Here is a 17,992-nt window from a genome sequence, read left to right on the forward strand (position 1 = left end):
CACGGGGCCGGGCGCGTCGTCGCACCCGGCCCCGTCCCTGCTTCGGCCGCCCGCTAGGACGACTTGGGCGCCGTCAGGTCGTACACGGTCGTACCGCCGACCGTCTTCGCGGTGTAGTGCGCCTCGACCCAGCTCGAAATGCTCGCCGAGGTGCCGCCACCGCCCATCGCCGCGCCGCCGCCGGTGCCGCCACCCAGGAAGTAGTGGATCCGGCCGCCGGCCACGTCCTTCTGGAACTGCGCCAGCGTGGGCGACGGGTCGCTGCCGTTGAAGCCGCCGATCGCCATCACCGGCTTTCCGGTGGCCAGCTGGTAACTGGCCTGGTTCTGCGAGCCGATGGCCGCCGCGACCCAGGTGTAGTCGCCGGCGTCCTTCTGCAGCAGCGCCTTCATCGCGGAGCTGACGGTGGCGCCGTTGAGCAGTCCGCCCATGCCGCCGGGGCCGCCGCCGCCCGTGCGCCCGCCGCCACCGGCCGCCGTACCGCCCTGGCCGGGAGCCGTGCCCGTACCGCCGGTGCCAGTACCGGTGCTGCCCGGGGCCGTGCCCGTACCGCCGGTTCCGGTCCCGGTGCCGGTTCCGCCCTGGCCGGGGACCGTCCCCGTGCCGCCCTGGCCGCCGAACCGCGGCGCGGTGCCGCCGTTCGTACCGCCGCCGGGGAAGCCGTTCTGGCCCTGGCCGGGCCCGGCCCCCTGCGCGCCGGTGCCGGTCGGCGGGTTGCCGCCGAACATCCGGCCGCCGCCCCCGGGACCACGGCCACCGGGGCCGCCCATGCCGCCCTGGACGGCGGGGCCCGCGGTCACGATGGACCCGGCGTGCGGGGTGGTGACCGTGTCCAGGGTGTACGCGACCGGTCCGCCGAGCACCGCGGCCAGCGCGACCACGGCCGTCACGACGCCGAGCCGCGAGCCGATCCGGGACCGTACGCCGGTACGAGCCGCCGCCGTTCCGTCGTCCGGGAAGTCGGCGGCCCCGTCAACACCCTTACTCCGTACGCGAGTCACGCCCGCCAGCAGCCCGAGCGCCGCCACGATGCCGGCCACCACGACGGTGGTCCGCAGCCACGGGTGCCAGTCAGCCGACCGGTTGAGCAGCACGTACGACCACACCGCCGTGCCGACGACGGTCGCCGCCATGGTGGCCGCCGCGGCCAGGTGGGTGCGGCGCTGCCACAGCATCGCCGCGCCCATGCCGGTGAGCGCCGCGATGTAGGGCGCGAGGGCGATGTTGTAGTACTGGTGGAAGATGCCGGACATGAAGCTGAAGGTCGCGAACGTGATCAGCAGCGCGCCGCCCCACACCAGGAACGCGGCCCGGGCCGGATCGGTGCGCCGGGCCCGCCGGGTCAGCCAGAGGCCGGCCAGCAGCATCGCGAACGCGGCGGGCAGCAGCCAGGCGATCTGGCCGCCCATCTCGGAGTTGAAGAGCCGGCCGATGCCGGTCTCGCCCCACATGCCCCCGCCGCCCCCGCCGCCGGGACCTGCTCCGCCGCCGCCCACGCTGCCGGTCTCGTTGCCGGTGATCCGGCCGAACCCGTTGTAGCCGAAGGTCAGTCCGAGGAAGCTGTTGTCCTGCGAGCCGCCGATGTACGGGCGGGAGGACGCCGGCCACAGCTGCACGATCAGCACCCACCAGCCGCCGGCCAGCACCATCGCCCCGCCCGCGGCGGCGAGTTGGCCGAACCTGCGGCGCAGCCGGGGCGGCCCGCAGACCGCGTAGACGACCGCCAGCGGCGGCAGGATCAGCCACGCCTGGAGCGTCTTGGTCAGGAACGCGAAGCCGAAGGTGACTCCGGCCAGCAGCAGCCACTTGGTGCGGCCGTCCTCCAGGGCGCGCAGCACCAGGTAGATGGACACCACCATCAGCAACGCCAGCAGCGCGTCAGGGTTGTTGAAGCGGAACATCAGCGCGGCGACCGGCGTCAGCGCCAGCACCGCGCCCGTGAGCAGGCCCGCGCCCGCGCTGAACCGGCGCCGTACGGCCGCGTAGAGCACCCCTACGGTGGCCACCCCCATCAGCGCCTCGGGCACCAGGATCTGCCAGGATCCGAGGCCGAACAGCCGTACCGACAGCGCCATCGGCCACAGCGCGGCCGGCGGCTTGTCCACGGTGATCGCGTTCGCCGCGTCCGACGAGCCGAAGAAGAACGCCTTCCAGTTCTCGCTGCCGGCCTGGACGGCCGCGGAGTAGAAGGAGTTGGCGTAGCCGGAGGCGCTCAGGTCCCACAGGTAGAGGACGAGGGTGCCGAGCAGCAGCGCGAGCAGCGCGGGCCGCGCCCAGACCGGGTCCTCGGGCCGGCCGCGCCAGGCGCGGCGGGGCAACGAGCCGCGTTCGGGCGGCGCTTGGGCGTGCCGGGAGCCGGCGTCGCCGCCGTCTTCGTACGGGGAGGTGGCCGGCGGCCCGGTGTCGTAGGACGGCAGGGGCCAGTAGCCCGGTTCCGGGTCGTGGGCCGGCGGGCGGCCGGCGGCGCGGACGAGCCGGGCCGGGTCGCCGGACGGCATGTTGCTCGGCGCGGTCATCGCGCCCTCCTCAGGTCGTGGGGGTGGGTGCCGGGCTGCGGCGGATACGGGTCGCCGGTTGCGACCGGCTGATACGGGTCCGCCGTTACGACCGGCTGATACGGGTCGGCCGTCGCGACCGGCTGATACGCGGGGGCGCCCGGGAGGCCCTGGTCCTGGGGCAGTTCGCGCTCTTGCGGGACGCCCCGGTCCGGCGGGAAGAGCCAGGCGCGGAAGAGCAGGAACCGCAGCACGGTCGCCGCGAGGTTCGCCGCGATCAGGACGGCGAGCTCCGTGCTGTGGTCGGGGCTCGGGGTGGCCGCGTGCAGCGCCGCGAGCGAACCGCTGGTGAGTGCCAGGCCGATGGCGAAGACCACCAGGCCCTGGGCCTGGTGCCGTACCGCCTGGTCACGGCCCCGCACCCCGAAGGTCAGCCGCCGGTTGGCGGCGGTGTTGCCGAACGCGGAGACCAACAGAGCCAGCGCGTTAGCCAGTTGGGAGCCGGTGCCGAGCCGGAACAGCGAGAACAGCCCGAGGTAGGCCAGCGTGCTGATCGCGCCGACCACGCAGAAGCCGACCAGCTGCCGGGCCAACCCGGCCGGAACGCCGGGCACTTCGCGATCCCGCGGGTCGTCGCCGAACGGCCGCCGCAGCCGGTCCAGCGCCAACTGCCCGGTGGCCAGGGCCCGTCCGACCCGCATGACGCCCCGCAGGTCGTCGGTCGCGGTGCGGATCACGTCCACGCTGCTGTCCGGGTCGTCCACCCAGTCCACCGGGACCTCGTGGATGCGCAGGCCCGCGCGCTCGGCGAGCACCAGCATCTCGGTGTCGAAGAACCAGCCGCTGTCCTCGACCATCGGCAGCAGCCGCTGCGCCACGTCGCCGCGGATCGCCTTGAACCCGCACTGCGCGTCCGAGAAGCGCGCGGCCAGCGAGCCGCGCAGCAGCAGGTTGTAGGCGCGGGAGACGAACTCCCGCTTCGCGCCGCGCACCACGCGGGAGGAGCGGGTCAGCCGGGAGCCGATCGCGAGGTCGGAGTGGCCGGAGATCAGCGGGGCGACCAGCGGCAGCAGCGCGTTGAGGTCGGTGGACAGGTCCACGTCCATGTACGCGAGCACCGGCGCCTCGGACGCGGTCCACACCGTGCGCAGCGCGCGTCCGCGGCCCTTCTGCTCCAGCCGGAACGACTCGACCTCGGGTATCTCCGCGGCCAGCGACCGGGCGACCGCCGACGTGAGGTCGGTGCTCGCGTTGTCCGCGACGGTGATCCGGAAGGGGTAGGGGAACGTGCGGGTCAGATGGGCGTGCAGGCGGCGCACACAGGGCTCGAGGTCGTCCTCCTCGTTGTACACGGGGATGACGACGTCGAGTACGGGGGCGCCGGGGCCGGCCACGTCATCGGGAGCCGGGCCCGGCAGGTGCTGCCGGGCGGGCAGATTGCCGAGATTGGTTCGCATGTGACGACCCTCGGCGACCGCGCTGTCATGACCTTGTGCTGAGCCTTGGCAGGGGCTGTGAGTCCGCGGCGGCGGGCCCCGCCTGCGGCTGGGAGCTCGCGGCGACGGGCCCGGCCTGCGGCTGGGACACGGGCAGCGACACCGTGAAGACCGTCCGGCCGGGCGCGCTGTCCACCGTCACCGTGCCGCTGTGCGCGGACACCACGGACCGCACGATCGCCAGCCCGAGCCCGGTGCTGCCGGCCTTGCTCTCGCCGCGCGACCTGGACGCGTCGCCGCGCGCGAACCGCTCGAAGATGTGCCGGCGCAGCTCCTCGGGGATGCCGGGGCCGTCGTCCTCGACCTGGAGCAGGACCGCGTCCGGCCGCGGTACGACCCGGGCGGTGATCGTCGTGCCGGGCGGTGTGTGGGTGCGGGCGTTGGCGAGCAGGTTGGTGAGCACCTGGTGCAGCCGCTCGGGGTCGCCGTGCACGGTGGCGGGCGCGTCGGGCAGGTCGAGCCGCCAGGCGTGTCCGTGGCCGGCGGCGCGGGCGTCGCTGACGGCGTCAACCACCAGCGGGGACACGTCCGTTACGGCCAGGCTCAGCGGACGGCCCGCGTCGAGCCGGGCGAGCAGCAGCAGGTCCTCGACCAGCGTCGTCATCCGGGCGGCCTCGGACTCGACGCGTCCGAGCGCGTGCCGGGTGTCGGGGCCGACCGGTTCGCGCCCGCGGCGGGTGAGTTCGGCGTAGCCGCGGATCGAGGCGAGCGGGGTGCGCAGCTCGTGGCTGGCGTCGGCGACGAAGCGGCGGACCCGGGTCTCGCTCTCCTGCCGGGCGTGCAGCGCCGAACCGACATGCCCCAGCATCCGGTTGAGCGCCGCGCCGACCTGGCCGACCTCGGTGCGCGGGTCGGTGTCGGAGTCGGGAACGCGTTCGTGCAGCGCCACCTCGCCCTGGTGCAGCGGGAGTTCGGACACCCGGGTGGCGGTCGCGGCGAGTCTGCGCAGCGGTTGCAGCGCGATCCGCATCAGCGCGGCGCCGGCCAGTCCGGCGGCGACCAGCCCTGCTGCGGCGACCGAGATCTCCACCCACATCAGGGTGGACAGCGTGTCCTGCACCCCGGAGGTGGAGAGCCCGGCCAGTACGGTGCTGCCGTCCTGCGAGGTCTGCGCGGACTCCACCCGGTAGTCGCCGAGCCCGGCGATGTGCACGGTGTGCGGCTTGCCGTCCAGCGGGACCTTGGCGAACGCGGCCGACTGCGCGGCGGACAGCGGGTGCGGCACGAGGTTGTAGCTGCTCGAACTGGTCGCGCTCACGGCCGACTTGACGATGTCGCCGGCCGCGTCACGTACGGCGCCGACGGTCTCGCCCGGCTGGCCGCCGCCGCCGAGGAAGCCCAGGTTCGCGAAGCTGTCGGCCGGTGGGCGGTCCTGCCCGCCGCCGCCCGGCATGCGGTCGCCGGGCGGGTGCAGACCGGCCGGTCGCATGGTGATGTCCTGGACCTTGCCGTCCAGCTGGGAGTACAGGAAGTCGTGCAGCGCGAAGATGGTGACGGCGCCGATCACCGTACAGACGACGGCGACCAGGGCCACGCAGGACAGCACGAGCCGGCGGCGCAGCGACCAGGGACCGCGCAGGGACGACGCCAACGTCACGCCGGGTCACCGGGCTTGATCAGATACCCGGCACCGCGCCGGGTGTGGATCATCGGTGCGTGGCCGACGTCGATCTTGCGGCGCAGGTAGGAGATGTACAGCTCCACGACGTTGGCCTGGCCGCCGAAGTCGTAGGACCACACCCGGTCCAGGATCTGCGCCTTGCTGAGCACCCGGCGCGGGTTGCGCATCAGGTAGCGCAGCAGCTCGAACTCCGTCGCGGTGAGGTGGATGTTGGCCCCGCCGCGGCTGACCTCGTGGCTGTCCTCGTTCAGCACCAGGTCGCCGACCGTCAGCACCGACTCGTTGCGCACGGCGGCCGCGCCGGAGCGGCGCAGCAGCCCGCGCAGCCGCGCGACCACCTCCTCCAGGCTGAACGGCTTCGTCACGTAGTCGTCCCCGCCCGCGGTGAGCCCGGCGATCCGGTCCTCGACGGCGTCCTTCGCGGTCAGGAACAGCACCGGCACGTCCGGCGTCTGCCGGCGCAGCTTGGCCAGCACCTCCAGCCCGTCCATGTCGGGCAGCATCACGTCGAGCACGACGGCGTCGGGCCGCGTCTCCCGGGCCGCCCGCAGCGCGCCGGCGCCGTCGGCCTCGGTACGGACCTGCCAGCCCTCGTAGCGCAGCGCCATCGACAGCAGGTCGGCGAGCGGCGTCTCGTCGTCCACGACGAGCACGCGCACCGGCGAACCGTCGGGGCGGGCCAGATCGGTGGCAGTGGCGGTGGGAGCGGAGGGGGAGGTGACGGTGGCGGTGGTCCCGGCGGCGGTGGCTGACATGGCGGCGGGGACGGCGTGGGTCGAGGTGGAAGGCATGGTGACCACCCTGTGGGGGGGCTATGAGAGCAGTCTTGCCCGTTTCTGTGAAACGTCTGAGAATCCGCGCGGCGGGGACGGGGGCGGGGGCTGGGCGCGGTGCCGGGGGTGGGGCGGGGCGGTGGCGGGGCGGGGCGCCGGGGTCCCGGCCCTCACCGACCGGAGGTCACACCTCCCAGGCCGCCTCGGCGTCGTCGAACAGCGTCTCCTCGGCGGCCAGCGGAACCGTCCTGAGCCTGCTGCTGAACCACTCGGCACGGATCGGCAGGCCCATCGTCCGTTCCATCAGGGCGAAGGCCTCCGCGTCCAGCTCGTACATGTGGAAGGCCACGTCCTGCGCCCAGGCGGGCAGTTCCTCCGGCGGATCGTCCTCTCCCCGATCCTCCAGATCGGCCACGTCGAACGGGTCGAACCTCCCGTCCACCCGGCCGTCCTGAGCGTGCATCACCTGATGGCGCGCATTGACGTTCGCATACGCGCTGAAGAACTCGCCCCCGTCCGCCGACAACCGCCGGGCGATCTCCGGTATGGAGCCCCGGTACCCCACCTCTGTCGCCACCACGTACTCGCCACTGCTGACGACCCTGAGAAGGGCGTAGTCATCGGCATAGCCGCCATGTGCCGATTCCTCCTCGATGGCCTCCGCGAGCGTCAGCATCTGCGGCTCCACCGCAGGGTCACCTCCGAAACCGCTGATCACCTCGTCCTCCGTCCTCCCGCGTATCACGCTCACCGTGTATGACTCGAACAGCTCACCTCCTCGCACCCGCTCGTCACCGTGCAACCAGCCGTATCGCCGCACCATCTCGTCCCACATAGATACACGCCCCGCCCTGCCGAAAGGTGACCGCCTCATCGTGCGGAAACGTATCGGCAGCCTCTGACATCGGGCGTCGGCCGCCGGGGCGTCAGGCGTTCTCGGTGATGAGGCGGCTCACGGACGCCGGGGTCCAGTGGCCGGCGGCACCGGGGCGGGTGGCGAGGTAGCCGGCGATCTGCGGGGCGTCCCAGGAGCCCGCTTCGAGGAGGCCGGCCGCCAGGTGGCGGAGGTAGGGGGCGGACGGCGGGTTCGGGGCGACGTCGTCCATGCGCCAGGGCGCGGTGAAGGTGAGCAGCGGGTAGCCGTCCAGCCGGCCGGGGCAGACCAGCGTCTCGTACCGGCCGGGGCCCAGCTCGGCGCGGCCGGTGGCCAGAACGCCGCCGATGTCCAGATCGCGGCCCGGCGCCGCGTACATCTCCTGCGCGGCGATGTCCGCGAACTGCCCCGCGGTGACCAGATGCGCCCGCGCCCACAGCCGCCCGCCGGCGTCGGGGTCGTAGAAGGCCCGGCCGCCGGTCCACACCAGCGATTCGGTGGCGAAGTACAGGCTCCCGGGCAGCTCGACCGCCGCGGACCGGCTCGGCATCCGCGCATCGCGGCACCCCGGATAGACCCGGTTCCCACCGGCCGGGGGCCGGCCGCCGGTGAGGTAGCAGCGGAGGCGGGCGGTGTGCATGTTCGAGCCGTACGAGACGTACCAGATCCGCTCGGCGGGCGTGGGGACTGGTGCGGCTGCGCCGCGGCGGCGCGCGGTCCGCGGCGCGGCGTCGGCGTCGGCGTCGGCGTCGGCGTCGGCGATGGACGGCAGCACCGTCCCCGCCGGGTCTTCGGCCGGCGCGGGGGCCGTACCCGGCGCGCGGCGTGAGTCTTCCGACGGCTGCCGGGCCGCACCCGCCTGGCGGCCCGCGCCTTCCGACGGCCTCGGGGCCGTACCAGGCGCGCGGCCCGCGTCCCCCGCCGACCTCCGACCCGTCCCGCGGCCCGCACCTTCCACCGGCCTCCGGCCCGTACCCGGCGCATGGCCCGTACCTGCCGACGGCCTCCGAGACGTACTCGTCCCGCGACCCGTAGCGGCCGACGGCCTCTGACCCGTGCCCGCCTGACCCGTACCCGCCTGCCGGCCCGCGCCTTCCGCCGGCCTCCGGCCCGTACTCACCCTGCCGCCTGCCCGCGCGGCCCCCGTCCCACCGGTGTACGTGCTGCCGCCGCCTCCGCGGGCGTCCGCAGCAGCGATTCGATGTGGTCGAGCATCGCGTCGAGCCCCGCCTCCAGGGGTGCCGTCTCGCGCCGGGCCTGGGTGAGGAGCAGGCCGCCCTGGAGGGCGGCGAGCACCGCGAGCGCGAGGTCGTCCGGGCGCGCGTCCGGCGCGAGGTCGCCGCGGTCGCGCATCGCGTGCAGCCCGCTGCGGATGCCGGACTCCCAGCGGGCGAAGCCGTTGACCAGCTCGGCCCGCGCCTCGGGGTCGGTGTCGGCGAGTTCGGCGGAGAGCGAGCCGATCGGGCAGCCGCCCGTGCAGTGGCGGGCGCGCTGGAGGTCGACGACCAGGTCACGCCAGGCGCGCAGCGCCTCCATGGAGTCCAGCCGGCCGAGCAGCGGCTCCTGCGCGTCGAGCACGGCCTCGGTCTGGTGCGCGATCACCGCGCGGACCAGCGCCGACTTGTCCTCGAAGTAGTGGTAGATCTGCGAGGTGCTGACGCCCGCGGCCGCGCGGACGTCGTCCGTACTGGTCCCGGCCACGCCGTGCTCGAACATCAGCTCGGCCGCCGCGGCGACGATCCGGCCGCGGGTGAGCCTGCCCTTGCGGGTCAGGCCCTGGACGGCGGTCGGCACCGTGCTCTCCTCAGTCCCCATACGACCATCGTACGCGATTTCTGGAGTTGACACTCCATTCCTGTCGTGCCAAGAATGGAGCCATCGCTCCATTTCACGGAGCGACCGAGCAACCTCCGGGCCGGACGCCCGCACGGCGCTGCGCGAGCCGGCAGGGGCTGGCAGGGGGGCAGCACGGCCCGGCCCGACCCGACACCGAACCACGACAGAAACCAGGCAGATCATCATGGAACTTGAAGGCCGCAAAGCACTGGTCACCGGCGGCACCTCCGGCATCGGCCGGGTGATCGCGCAGCAGTTGGCGGCCGCGGGCGCGGAGGTCATCGTGTCCGGGCGCAACGAGGAGCGCGGCGCGGAGACGGTCGCGGCGATCGAGGACGCGGGCGGGAAGGCGCGGTTCGCCGCCGCCGACATGAACGACCTCGACTCGGTCGGCCGGCTCGCCGAGGAGGCCGCCGACGTGGACGTCCTCGTCAACAACGCCGGCATCTTCGACTTCGCCCCGGCGCAGGAGCAGGGCGTCGCCTCGTACGACGAGATGTTCCAGGTCAACGTGCGGGCGCTGTACTTCCTGACCGCGTCGATCGCGCCGCGGATGGCCGCGCGGGGCGAGGGCAGCGTGATCAACATCAGTACGATGGCGGCGTCGATCGCGCTGCCCGGCGCGTCCGTCTACAGCGCGACGAAGGCGGCGGTGGAATCGTTCACCCGCACGTGGGCGGCCGAGTTCGGCCCGTCCGGCGTCCGCGTCAACACCGTCGCCCCCGGCCCCACCCTGACCGAGAGCGCCCCCCTGGAAATGGTCGGCGCGCTCGGCAAGACGACGCTGCTCGGCCGCCACGCGAGCATGGCGGAGATCGCGTCGGCGGTCACCTTCCTGGCGTCCCCCCGTTCCACGTACATCACAGGAGCCACCCTCCCGGTGGACGGCGGCCGCACGGCGGCGTGACGGCCCGCCTCCGCAGCGGCCAACTTACAGAGAGTAATACTTGGGCGAGAGCCCTTCGGTGAGCAGTAGGGCGCGGTTCGGACAGCGTTGTCAACCACCGCAGGTCAGTCGAGAACCAGTAACTGCCCATCCGTGGACGGGACCTGACGACTCGTCGACCGCCTCTCGTGTCGGTGACGGGGAGTAGGCTTCAGCGGTCAGGTCCGCTCCGCACAGAAGCGCGACCGGGCACGAAGCTGCCCCCGCGCAGATCGGTACCGCCGTGGAGCGTGGCAACCACGACGGGAGGACTCGGTGGCACATGCCGGCCCCAACGCGACCGACACCATTGCGATCACCACGGCGATAACGGGCGTCGGCCGCTCTTCGTCGGACGTTCGCTCCCGCACCCGAGGTGGCGACGCCGGGCTGGGTGGCTGACGTGGTCGGCAAGCCGCTCAAGACCTCCGAGCTCAAGAAGGAGATTCGCGAGGTCGTCGAAAGCCTGGTCGAGGCGGGATGGTCCGCTCGCAAAGAGGGGCACAAGGGTCGGCTGTACTGCCCTTGCCCCACCGGGTGCACCACGATCCCGATCCCCGGCACCCCGAAGAACGCGGGCACCGCTGCCCGGCGGATCCGGGCTGCGGCCGGCAGGTGTCCGAAGCCGGAGGATTCACCGCAGCGCAGCGTCGCACGAAAGAGGGAACCCGCTCAGCCACCTGCATAGAAAGACAGTATTCGTCACTATATGTCCGTTGACGAATGACAACGGCTCTGCCATCCTTGCCCGCGTGGAGAGGATCGTATGGAATACGAACTGACCTTCGTCGTATCCGGCGCATCCGTCGATGATGAAGACGCTGTCGATGCGCTGGAAGAGCTCGACGCGATGCTGTTTCGCGGCGGCGGGGTCGATCTGCTGACCCTCGGCGCAACCGGCGACGACCCTGTCAGCGCCGCCCGGTACGCCGCCACGTGTGCCGTCAACGCCGTACCGCGGCTGCGCGTGCACCGGCTCGACCGCAACCTCGTCGGCATTGCCGAGATCGCCCAGCGCACCGGCCGCAGCCGGCAGAACGTGGCCCAATGGGTGAGCGGTGTGCGCCAGGCGGACGCGGCGCCCTTCCCGCCCTCCGAAGGCACTGCCGGGCGCTCAAAGGTGTGGCTGTGGTCCGAGGTCAACAGTTGGCTGCGCGGCATCGGCCTCGACGACGGTCTGCGCTATCCGAGCCGCGACGAGATGACCATGATCGACCACGCACTGCTCACCACGTTGACCACGACCATCACCTTCGACTGTCCGGACGATGAGTTCGCCTCGGAGCGGGATGCCATCCGCAAGGAGCTCGAGCGGTCCGAAACCCTCCTCGGTCTCGTCCGCGGACTGGCGGACAACTCCGGCACGCTCGACGGGCAAGGACGTCATGTCATCATCATCGCCGGGCAGTCGGAGCCCGCGGCTGACGTGATGGAACGCGTGCTCAGCCACGGTCACGACGTCGTGCTGATGAGCATGGCCGACCGGCTCTTCGCCGCCACGATGACCACGAAGCGCCGGTCGAAGCCGACCGGCCTCGTGCACGTTCCGCTGGCGGCGACGATGAAGGAATGGGTCGACCTCATGTGGAAGAACTCGAACGCGGCCTTCCTGCTGCCCAGCTCCGTTCAGGCGATGCCCCAGGACGCCGTGTTCCGCGACGCCGCGTGAAACGCTCGTCCGCGCAAGGCGTCGTCCGGCACGGACCCAGAAGGTCGTCGAGACGTTCGAGCGGCGCTCAGCGGCCGGGCGTGAGGCGGGTGGCGGGGGTGGCGCCGCCGAGGTCGCCGAGGTCGCCGAAGTGCCGGACGGTGGGGGCCAGGGCGGTCAGGGCGGCGGCGAGCCGGGCCGGGTCGACGTCGGTCAGGGTGGTGCCCCGCTCGACCTGGATTGTGCTGCGGAAGGTCGCGACGAAGTCGGGGTCCACCTGGGTGGCGAGATAGGCGTCGAGCCCCTCAAGCCCCGGGTTCCCGGGCAGGGCGGCGACCGGGCGCGGGGTGCGGCGGTAGAGCGTCAGCCTGCTTGTGCGCCCCCAGAAGTGCTCGTCATCCGACCAGTCCACCGCCACCACGTCCGCCCAGCCCACGAACTCCGGCTTCCGGAACGGCACGACCCGGCACAACGTGATCCCGTCCTCACCCACCCGGACGGCCACGCGCCGGCTGGAACACACCCCGGCAACCCACAGCGCGAAGGGCGCGAACACGAGCTCGATGTGATCCGTATCGGCAGGCTCCACATGCGGAACGAAGCACACTCCGATGAGCACGGCGGCAGCCGCGAACCAGCTGACCCCGGCCCGCGTCCACGCCCGCCGCACCTCGTACACCCCGCCCGATCCCCCCATAACCCCAAGGATCCCACTCCCACCCGCTCAGCGGGTGGCCCCGGGCCCAGCGGCACCGCGGGCACTCGTATGCTCGCTGGCCATGCACCTACCGAGACCCGCGTCACCCACCCCGCGCCGCCTGGGGTTCGCCGCTCTCCTGGCCGCCGTGTTCGCGGCGGGCTGGTTCCTGGGCCAGCCCGTGCGGCCCCAAGCGTGCGAACCCCACGCCCCCGTCTACAGCGACCACTTCGAGTCCGTCGAGTGCCCCGCGACCGACAACAAGCCCCGCGCCCTGGCCTGGTCCACCGGAGACTTCCGCTAACACCGCCCGCCCGGCCCCGCTCGCCGCCACGACTCGCAGCGGTTGCTGTACTTCGCTGCTGCACGGCACGACAAAGCCCCCGCCCGGATGATCCGGCGGGGGCTTTGACCTGCTGTGCACTCGGCAGGATTCGAACCTGCAACCTTCTGATCCGTAGGCGCGTGCACCTCCCTTCCGAAGTGGCGATGGCTGCGTCCTATCCACCCTTCCAATGACCTCCGCACCTGTGGGAGTGCGCTGGTATGCGCTCACGTTGATGTCACGTGCTGATGTCACCTTGCGAGCGAATCAGACGCTTCTAGGTCCCGAATCTGCACCGGAGCGAGCGAGGGCACTAGGTAGGACATGGCGTCCGACCTAGGAAGCGGCGATAATGGGACCAAGTAGGGCAAATACTAGTAACACTGCTGCGACGCCAGAAGGCCACGACCGAGGCAAGCACGGTGGCTTAAGGGCGAATGAAGGTAGTTCCGGCGAGTACATGCCAACATCTGTGCACAGATCTCTGTCGCACTTGGCGTCTTCAAGGACGGAGAATCAAAAAGTGCAGGTCAGGTGCCATATTGGAGTTTGCAACGGACATTGTGCACACGTACATGCACATGGCTGTCCACAGAAGTGCCCTTGTTTTCCACAGAGTTGACCGCCTCTATCCACAATGGGCTTGGATGAACTGGTTTGACAGTGGGCAGTTACGTGTCAACATCAGCAGTGATGCACCCGATCCACCGTCAGATAGCGGGCGGCTGCGCGTGCAGGTCACCATCTGGTTCGTGGGATTGGAGTGATCCCGGATGACTCACGCGCAGGCTGTGGTACCGCCCGGCCAAACCCTCATACCTCGCGCGCTTCACGCGTTCATTGATGAGGCAGGCGTGCGGTCGCACTCAAAGGCGTCGAGCGATCACTTCATCATGTCTGCGATCGTCGTCCCCGATGAAGGACTTCCCAATGCTGCTAGCTTCCTGGCGCAACTCCGCAGAGACCTCAAGCGCCGACCAGGTGACACCCTCCACTGGCAGAACTTTAAAGCCCACAGCGACCGACTCCACGCCGCCCGCTCCCTCGGGAGTCAATCATGGGTCATGATCTCTAGTGTGGTCGTTTGCAAGCGTCATCTGATCGCCACAACTCAGCTCAACGAAGATCAGGCATACCTGTATACCCTGCGCTACCTGCTGGAACGACTGTCATGGCTGGCACGTGATTCGTCCGCCATCCTGTCCTACACGCTTGCGCACATCCTGCGGATGGAGACAGCGAAGCTGCGGCAGTACGAGTCCATCCTTCGCACCCAAGGTACGCAGATTGCCTGGCAGGCACTGGACCCGAAGGGTGGGCATATTGATCAGCCATCACGAGTGGAACTGCTCCAGTGCGCCGACATCGCGGCTTCGGCAACCTTCGCGGCCTTCAATCCCGATCGGTTCGGGAATACTGAACCGCGGTACTTGCAGGAGCTGAGTCCTCGCCTGTACCGGCGCGGGGCCTCGCCGATCACGTCCTATGGCCTGAAGATGCACCCCTGGAACGACAGCACGAAGGCCGCCTACCCGTGGGTGGCGGCCTTGTGAAGCACGTCGGCCGGCTGTAGACCGCCCTAGGCGGGTGCTGACGTTTCCGACCAGCAGACGACCATCCGTGCACTACCAATCGTAGAGCCATGAGGCACACAGTCAACCGACAACTCGGGACATTCTATATCTCGATTGTGGTAATTCGTACGTTTGATCTAAGACTGGCCGACTGGTGGCAAGGCACTTCCGTATGTACTGGAAGCGCCGGCTGCACGTCTGAGACCCGTCGTCCGAGGCGCGCGGCCTGCGAACCAAGGCCCTGAAGTGCGACTTCTCGTTTACCGAAGCTTGCGCGTCAACCCTGTGTTGCCACGACGAACGTGCCCTTGTTGGGCAACGTGGCCACCAAGCCCCGATCACGTAGTTCTGCGACGGCCCGGCGGGCGGTTCCCGGCGCTACGCCGTACTGCGCGCCCATGTCGCGCTCATTGGGCAGGCGCGCGCCGATGGGCAGGCGGCCGGACTTGATCTCGGCTTCAACCTTGTCGGCGACCTGAACATAGACGTACTGCGGGAGATCTCCGCTCATGGTCGGAACGTACGGCGGCATTCCGCGCCGTGCATCTACAGGTAGCCATACAGTGCACCATGGAGCGGTATATAGCGGTACCGTCTGAGCAGGGAAGACCCCCGCGACCGTGCAGCCGGTCCGGGGGATGGCCGACCGCAAGGAGCCGACATGGCCGAGCGTACAGACGGGCGATGGCTGGACACGGGCAATGGCCCGCAACCCCTCGCAGTGATTTCCGGTAACGCGTCTGTTGGACGGGCGCACACCGCTTACCGGGCCTACCTTGACCATGCGAGTGACTGCGACGACTGCCCGCGATCCACGTTCCAGTGCGAGACCGCCGCCGCTCTCTGGCGTGCCTACCGCGAGGTGCGGGACTGATCGGTTCGACGCGTAGACCGCTGGAACAGCGCCCCGGATCGCCGGTGCGGTAGGTCGATCACCCGGACCAAGGTGAAGCCCTCACTCTCGTAGTAGCGGTGCAATCCGGGGTTGTCCTTCCACGCGTCCAGTCGGAGCCACGGTTTGCCCGCTCCGGCGGCTCGATCGGCAGCCCAGTTGAGCAGGCTGCTACCGAGACGTGCGCCTGCCACTGCACGGCTCACAGCCATGCGGTGGACGTAGAGCGCATCCTCCGGCCGGTCTTCCGCCGTCCAGAACTCGGGGTCTGCGGAAGCATCGACTTGCAGCGTTGCCGCAGGTCGATCGCCGCCGAAGGCAAGAAAGACCTCTCCCTGTTGTATCGCCGCGCGGATGCGCTCAGTGTGCGGCGGGTATTGCCATTGATCGATCCCACGCGCGGCAAGCCAAGCTGACGCCTCGCCCAGCAGGCCCTCCACAATGCCGAGTTCGTCGGGTCGCGCGGACCGGATGTGCAGCTCGGTCACGCTTCCTCGCCCGGCGTCTCGCGGCGACGCTCATAAGAGATCACGTGACGGTCACCAGGCAGCACAGTGATGGCCACTCGCACTGGCTGCCCGTCCGCCGTGTGACCGGTCGTGATGTGGTAGCCGACAGGCGTGCCTGGCCCGAGGTCCAACCGGTGCACCTCGTCAGGTGTCGGCATTCGCATGTACAGCTCATCAAGTGCCCGTTCCTGCCGGTAGCCGAGTTCGGCAAGCACTTCGTTCGCGCCCCGGCTGATGTCCTCTGGACGCATGATCTCGGAGTCGCGCACGATACTCAGCGGGAAGTAGCTGTCGTTGATGTTGAACGGCTCGCCATCCAGGTAGCGGACCCTCTTGCGGACGGCGACTAGCTCGCCCGGCTCAAGGCGAAGTCGCTTGGCCACGTCCGCCGGCGGCTCCACGATCGCCACCTCGATGTCTTGACGCGGTTCGCGCCCCTCCGCTGAGAACTCGGTCACGAAGGCATCCATCTCCGGCGATGAGGGACGCTTCCGGAACTCAGCCTGAGGCCGGAACACCATCGGCTGACGGCGTCGGACGAAGTGGCCTTGCGGCCGAGCCGAGACGACAAGCCCTTCGTTGACGAGCAGGGCCAGCGCCTTACGAACGGTCTCGCGCGACACGGCGTAGTCGTCTCGCAGCTCCGCTTCGGTGGGCAGTTTGGCCCCCGGCTCCAGGCTTCCAGTATCGATCTGACCCCTGAGAGCGTCGGCAATCTGCTGGTACATCGGGTTTCGTCCGAGTCTGTTCACGGTCACGCCTTCCATGAAAGCCGCAGTTAGAGGCCATTGTCCAGTCAATGGAGGCAATGGGCTTGACGCCACAACGCCCGTCTGCCAACATCCTGTCTGTAGCCATTGTACGGACAATAACTACAGGAGCCCCGCGTTGGTCGGGGGGAGGCGCCCGGAGCCTTTGCATCCGGAGGGCACAGACCGAAAGGTCACGTCTCTGCCTAAAGCGGGCTTAGGCGGCTCTACCTGATACGGGAGCCGCTGGTCCGAAGGAGACATGCACGTCAGCCCCGGTATCCAGCCGTGAGGGCGCCGGATCAGATCCGGCCCGGGGTTCTCGCACCACCTGTTGCCCGGTTCGGCGGCTCCCGACCAAGGACATTCCGCCGTGCCGGGCCCCTCCATCCATCGTCAGGAGACGACCCCGTGTACGACTTCGTTGGGCCCCATCGGGCCGTGAGCACGACCGAGTTCATCGAACTCGCGCTGGGCACCCCGCTGGATCTGTGGCTGGGTGTCGAGGGCGAGAGCGAGCAGGAGCGGGCCGCGCGTGAGGCGGCGGCCCGGGACATCCTCGCCGACGACCCGGGCATGGTCGACCGCACCACCGCGCTCGCGGTGGAGACCATCGGCCGGACCATGCCGGAGCTGCTGCACCTCGCCCCCGCTCCCCGCCCCGCCTCGGTGGTCCGCCGCCGACCCGGCAGGAAGGGGCTGGCGGCATGAACCGGACCGCCAAGACCCTGCTCGTAACGGCGCTGGTGGTCGTGGTCACCATGGCGTTCCGTGTGTCCTGGAACGCGTTGCGGGACATCGCCAGCACGGTCGGCGCCGACCCGACCGCCGCCCTGCTCTACCCGTTCGTGGTCGATGGTCTGATGGCGCTCGCGCTGGTGGCCACGCTGGTTCTCACCGGTCCGGATCGGAAGTTCGCTCTGCGGGTACTGGCCGGCTACACGCTCGCCTCGCTGGTCCTGAACTACGTTCACGGCCTGGTGCCCGCGCTGCACACGCACGCCGCCGGTCGGATGCACCTGGTCGACTACGGGCCCGCCAACTGCGTGCTGGTCCTGCTGGCCACCTCGCTGCCGGTCGGGTCCATCTTCTTCGGCTCCGACCTGGTCGCCAAGGTTCTGCACCACCGACCGACGCCGGTCGCAAACCAGGATCAGACCATCCCTTCTACCGCAAATCGGTTGGGGTCTGACCTGCGGGAGTCGGCTCCCGCCACACCGCCCGCGCCGGTCGCCACGACCGTGCCGGAGTCGACCGACCCGGCACCGCTTCCCGTGTCCGTCGAGCCTGCCCCGGCGGCTCCGCGTCGACCGACCGGCCCGGTACCGAAGGTGGCCCGGTCGCCCCGACCGACCCGCACCGCCGATCAACTGCTCAGCCAGGCACGGCAGGCAACTGCCGACTGGTCGGATGCCGCGCTGACCGGCGAGGCGATCCGCAAGGTCGTGCACACCTCATCCGCCAACGGCCGGCTGCTGCGCGACGCGCTGCGCGCTGAGCGCACCGCCCCGGCGCCCCTGCACCTGGTCGACACCGATCAGGGCGCCGACACCGCCGCCGCCCTGTGAGAACGGGAGA

The 17,992-nt window shown here is 70.5% G+C and carries 17 protein-coding genes; 6 read left to right on the forward strand and 11 right to left on the reverse strand.

Annotated features, from left to right (window positions below):
* Positions 1–53: 53 nt before the first annotated feature.
* From ACQPW6_RS18370 to ACQPW6_RS18400, 7 genes are all read right to left on the reverse strand, one after another.
* Positions 54–2,516 carry an ArnT family glycosyltransferase gene (locus ACQPW6_RS18370; RefSeq protein ID WP_433890723.1) on the reverse strand — a complete coding sequence of 821 codons (2,463 nt, stop codon included), beginning with the start codon at positions 2,514–2,516 and terminating at the stop codon, positions 54–56.
* Positions 2,513–3,952: a glycosyltransferase gene (locus ACQPW6_RS18375; protein ID WP_433890724.1), complete on the reverse strand. Its 1,440-nt coding sequence runs from the start codon at positions 3,950–3,952 to the stop codon at positions 2,513–2,515. The genes ACQPW6_RS18370 and ACQPW6_RS18375 overlap by 4 nt, the downstream gene beginning before the upstream one ends.
* Positions 3,953–3,977: 25 nt before the next feature.
* Positions 3,978–5,570, reverse strand: coding sequence for a sensor histidine kinase (locus ACQPW6_RS18380; protein ID WP_433894577.1), 1,593 nt, complete (start codon positions 5,568–5,570; stop codon positions 3,978–3,980).
* Positions 5,571–5,584: 14 nt separating this feature from the next.
* Positions 5,585–6,367, reverse strand: coding sequence for a response regulator transcription factor (locus ACQPW6_RS18385; RefSeq protein WP_433894578.1), 783 nt, complete (start codon positions 6,365–6,367; stop codon positions 5,585–5,587).
* A gap of 202 nt (positions 6,368–6,569) precedes the next feature.
* On the reverse strand, positions 6,570–7,259 hold the full coding sequence (locus ACQPW6_RS18390; RefSeq protein ID WP_433890725.1) for a DUF6461 domain-containing protein: 690 nt from the start codon (positions 7,257–7,259) through the stop codon (positions 6,570–6,572).
* 52 nt (positions 7,260–7,311) lie between these two features.
* Positions 7,312–7,899, reverse strand: coding sequence for a histone deacetylase (locus ACQPW6_RS18395; protein ID WP_433894579.1), 588 nt, complete (start codon positions 7,897–7,899; stop codon positions 7,312–7,314).
* 476 nt (positions 7,900–8,375) lie between these two features.
* On the reverse strand, positions 8,376–9,074 hold the full coding sequence (locus ACQPW6_RS18400; protein ID WP_433890726.1) for a TetR/AcrR family transcriptional regulator: 699 nt from the start codon (positions 9,072–9,074) through the stop codon (positions 8,376–8,378).
* A 205-nt stretch (positions 9,075–9,279) separates the two neighbouring features.
* On the opposite strand from ACQPW6_RS18400, the gene ACQPW6_RS18405 reads away from it, so the two are divergent.
* On the forward strand, positions 9,280–10,002 hold the full coding sequence (locus ACQPW6_RS18405; RefSeq protein WP_433890727.1) for an SDR family NAD(P)-dependent oxidoreductase: 723 nt from the start codon (positions 9,280–9,282) through the stop codon (positions 10,000–10,002).
* Between the two features lie 784 nt (positions 10,003–10,786).
* Complete coding sequence (locus ACQPW6_RS18410; protein WP_433890728.1) at positions 10,787–11,689, forward strand: helix-turn-helix transcriptional regulator; 903 nt, start codon at positions 10,787–10,789, stop codon at positions 11,687–11,689.
* A 67-nt stretch (positions 11,690–11,756) separates the two neighbouring features.
* Here ACQPW6_RS18410 and ACQPW6_RS18415 read toward each other — a convergent pair whose 3' ends face one another.
* On the reverse strand, positions 11,757–12,365 hold the full coding sequence (locus tag ACQPW6_RS18415; RefSeq protein WP_433890729.1) for a hypothetical protein: 609 nt from the start codon (positions 12,363–12,365) through the stop codon (positions 11,757–11,759).
* An 82-nt stretch (positions 12,366–12,447) separates the two neighbouring features.
* Here ACQPW6_RS18415 and ACQPW6_RS18420 point away from each other — a divergent pair, with 82 nt between their 5' ends.
* On the forward strand, positions 12,448–12,669 hold the full coding sequence (locus tag ACQPW6_RS18420; RefSeq protein ID WP_433890730.1) for a hypothetical protein: 222 nt from the start codon (positions 12,448–12,450) through the stop codon (positions 12,667–12,669).
* A gap of 794 nt (positions 12,670–13,463) precedes the next feature.
* A complete protein-coding gene (locus ACQPW6_RS18425; RefSeq protein ID WP_433890731.1) occupies positions 13,464–14,243 on the forward strand; it encodes a DUF3800 domain-containing protein in 780 nt (259 codons plus the stop codon).
* A 298-nt stretch (positions 14,244–14,541) separates the two neighbouring features.
* Here the strand turns inward: ACQPW6_RS18425 and ACQPW6_RS18430 are convergent, their stop codons facing one another.
* The 3 genes from ACQPW6_RS18430 to ACQPW6_RS18440 form a co-directional block, all read right to left on the reverse strand.
* Complete coding sequence (locus ACQPW6_RS18430; RefSeq protein WP_433890732.1) at positions 14,542–14,775, reverse strand: winged helix-turn-helix domain-containing protein; 234 nt, start codon at positions 14,773–14,775, stop codon at positions 14,542–14,544.
* Positions 14,776–15,116: 341 nt separating this feature from the next.
* Complete coding sequence (locus ACQPW6_RS18435) at positions 15,117–15,644, reverse strand: GNAT family N-acetyltransferase (RefSeq protein ID WP_433890733.1); 528 nt, start codon at positions 15,642–15,644, stop codon at positions 15,117–15,119.
* Positions 15,641–16,393, reverse strand: a complete 753-nt coding sequence (locus tag ACQPW6_RS18440) for a GntR family transcriptional regulator (RefSeq protein WP_433890734.1) — start codon at positions 16,391–16,393, stop codon at positions 15,641–15,643. The genes ACQPW6_RS18435 and ACQPW6_RS18440 overlap by 4 nt, the downstream gene beginning before the upstream one ends.
* A 462-nt stretch (positions 16,394–16,855) precedes the next feature.
* Between ACQPW6_RS18440 and ACQPW6_RS18445 the strand changes: the two genes are divergently transcribed.
* A complete protein-coding gene (locus tag ACQPW6_RS18445) occupies positions 16,856–17,125 on the forward strand; it encodes a hypothetical protein (protein ID WP_433890735.1) in 270 nt (89 codons plus the stop codon).
* On the forward strand, positions 17,122–17,982 hold the full coding sequence (locus ACQPW6_RS18450; protein WP_433890736.1) for a DUF2637 domain-containing protein: 861 nt from the start codon (positions 17,122–17,124) through the stop codon (positions 17,980–17,982). Before ACQPW6_RS18445 ends, ACQPW6_RS18450 begins: the two co-directional genes overlap by 4 nt.
* Positions 17,983–17,992: the final 10 nt, after the last annotated feature.

Origin of the sequence: Streptomyces sp. CA-111067 (assembly GCF_050956065.1) — a bacterium.
In the GTDB taxonomy this organism is placed as follows: Bacteria; Actinomycetota; Actinomycetes; order Streptomycetales; family Streptomycetaceae; genus Actinacidiphila.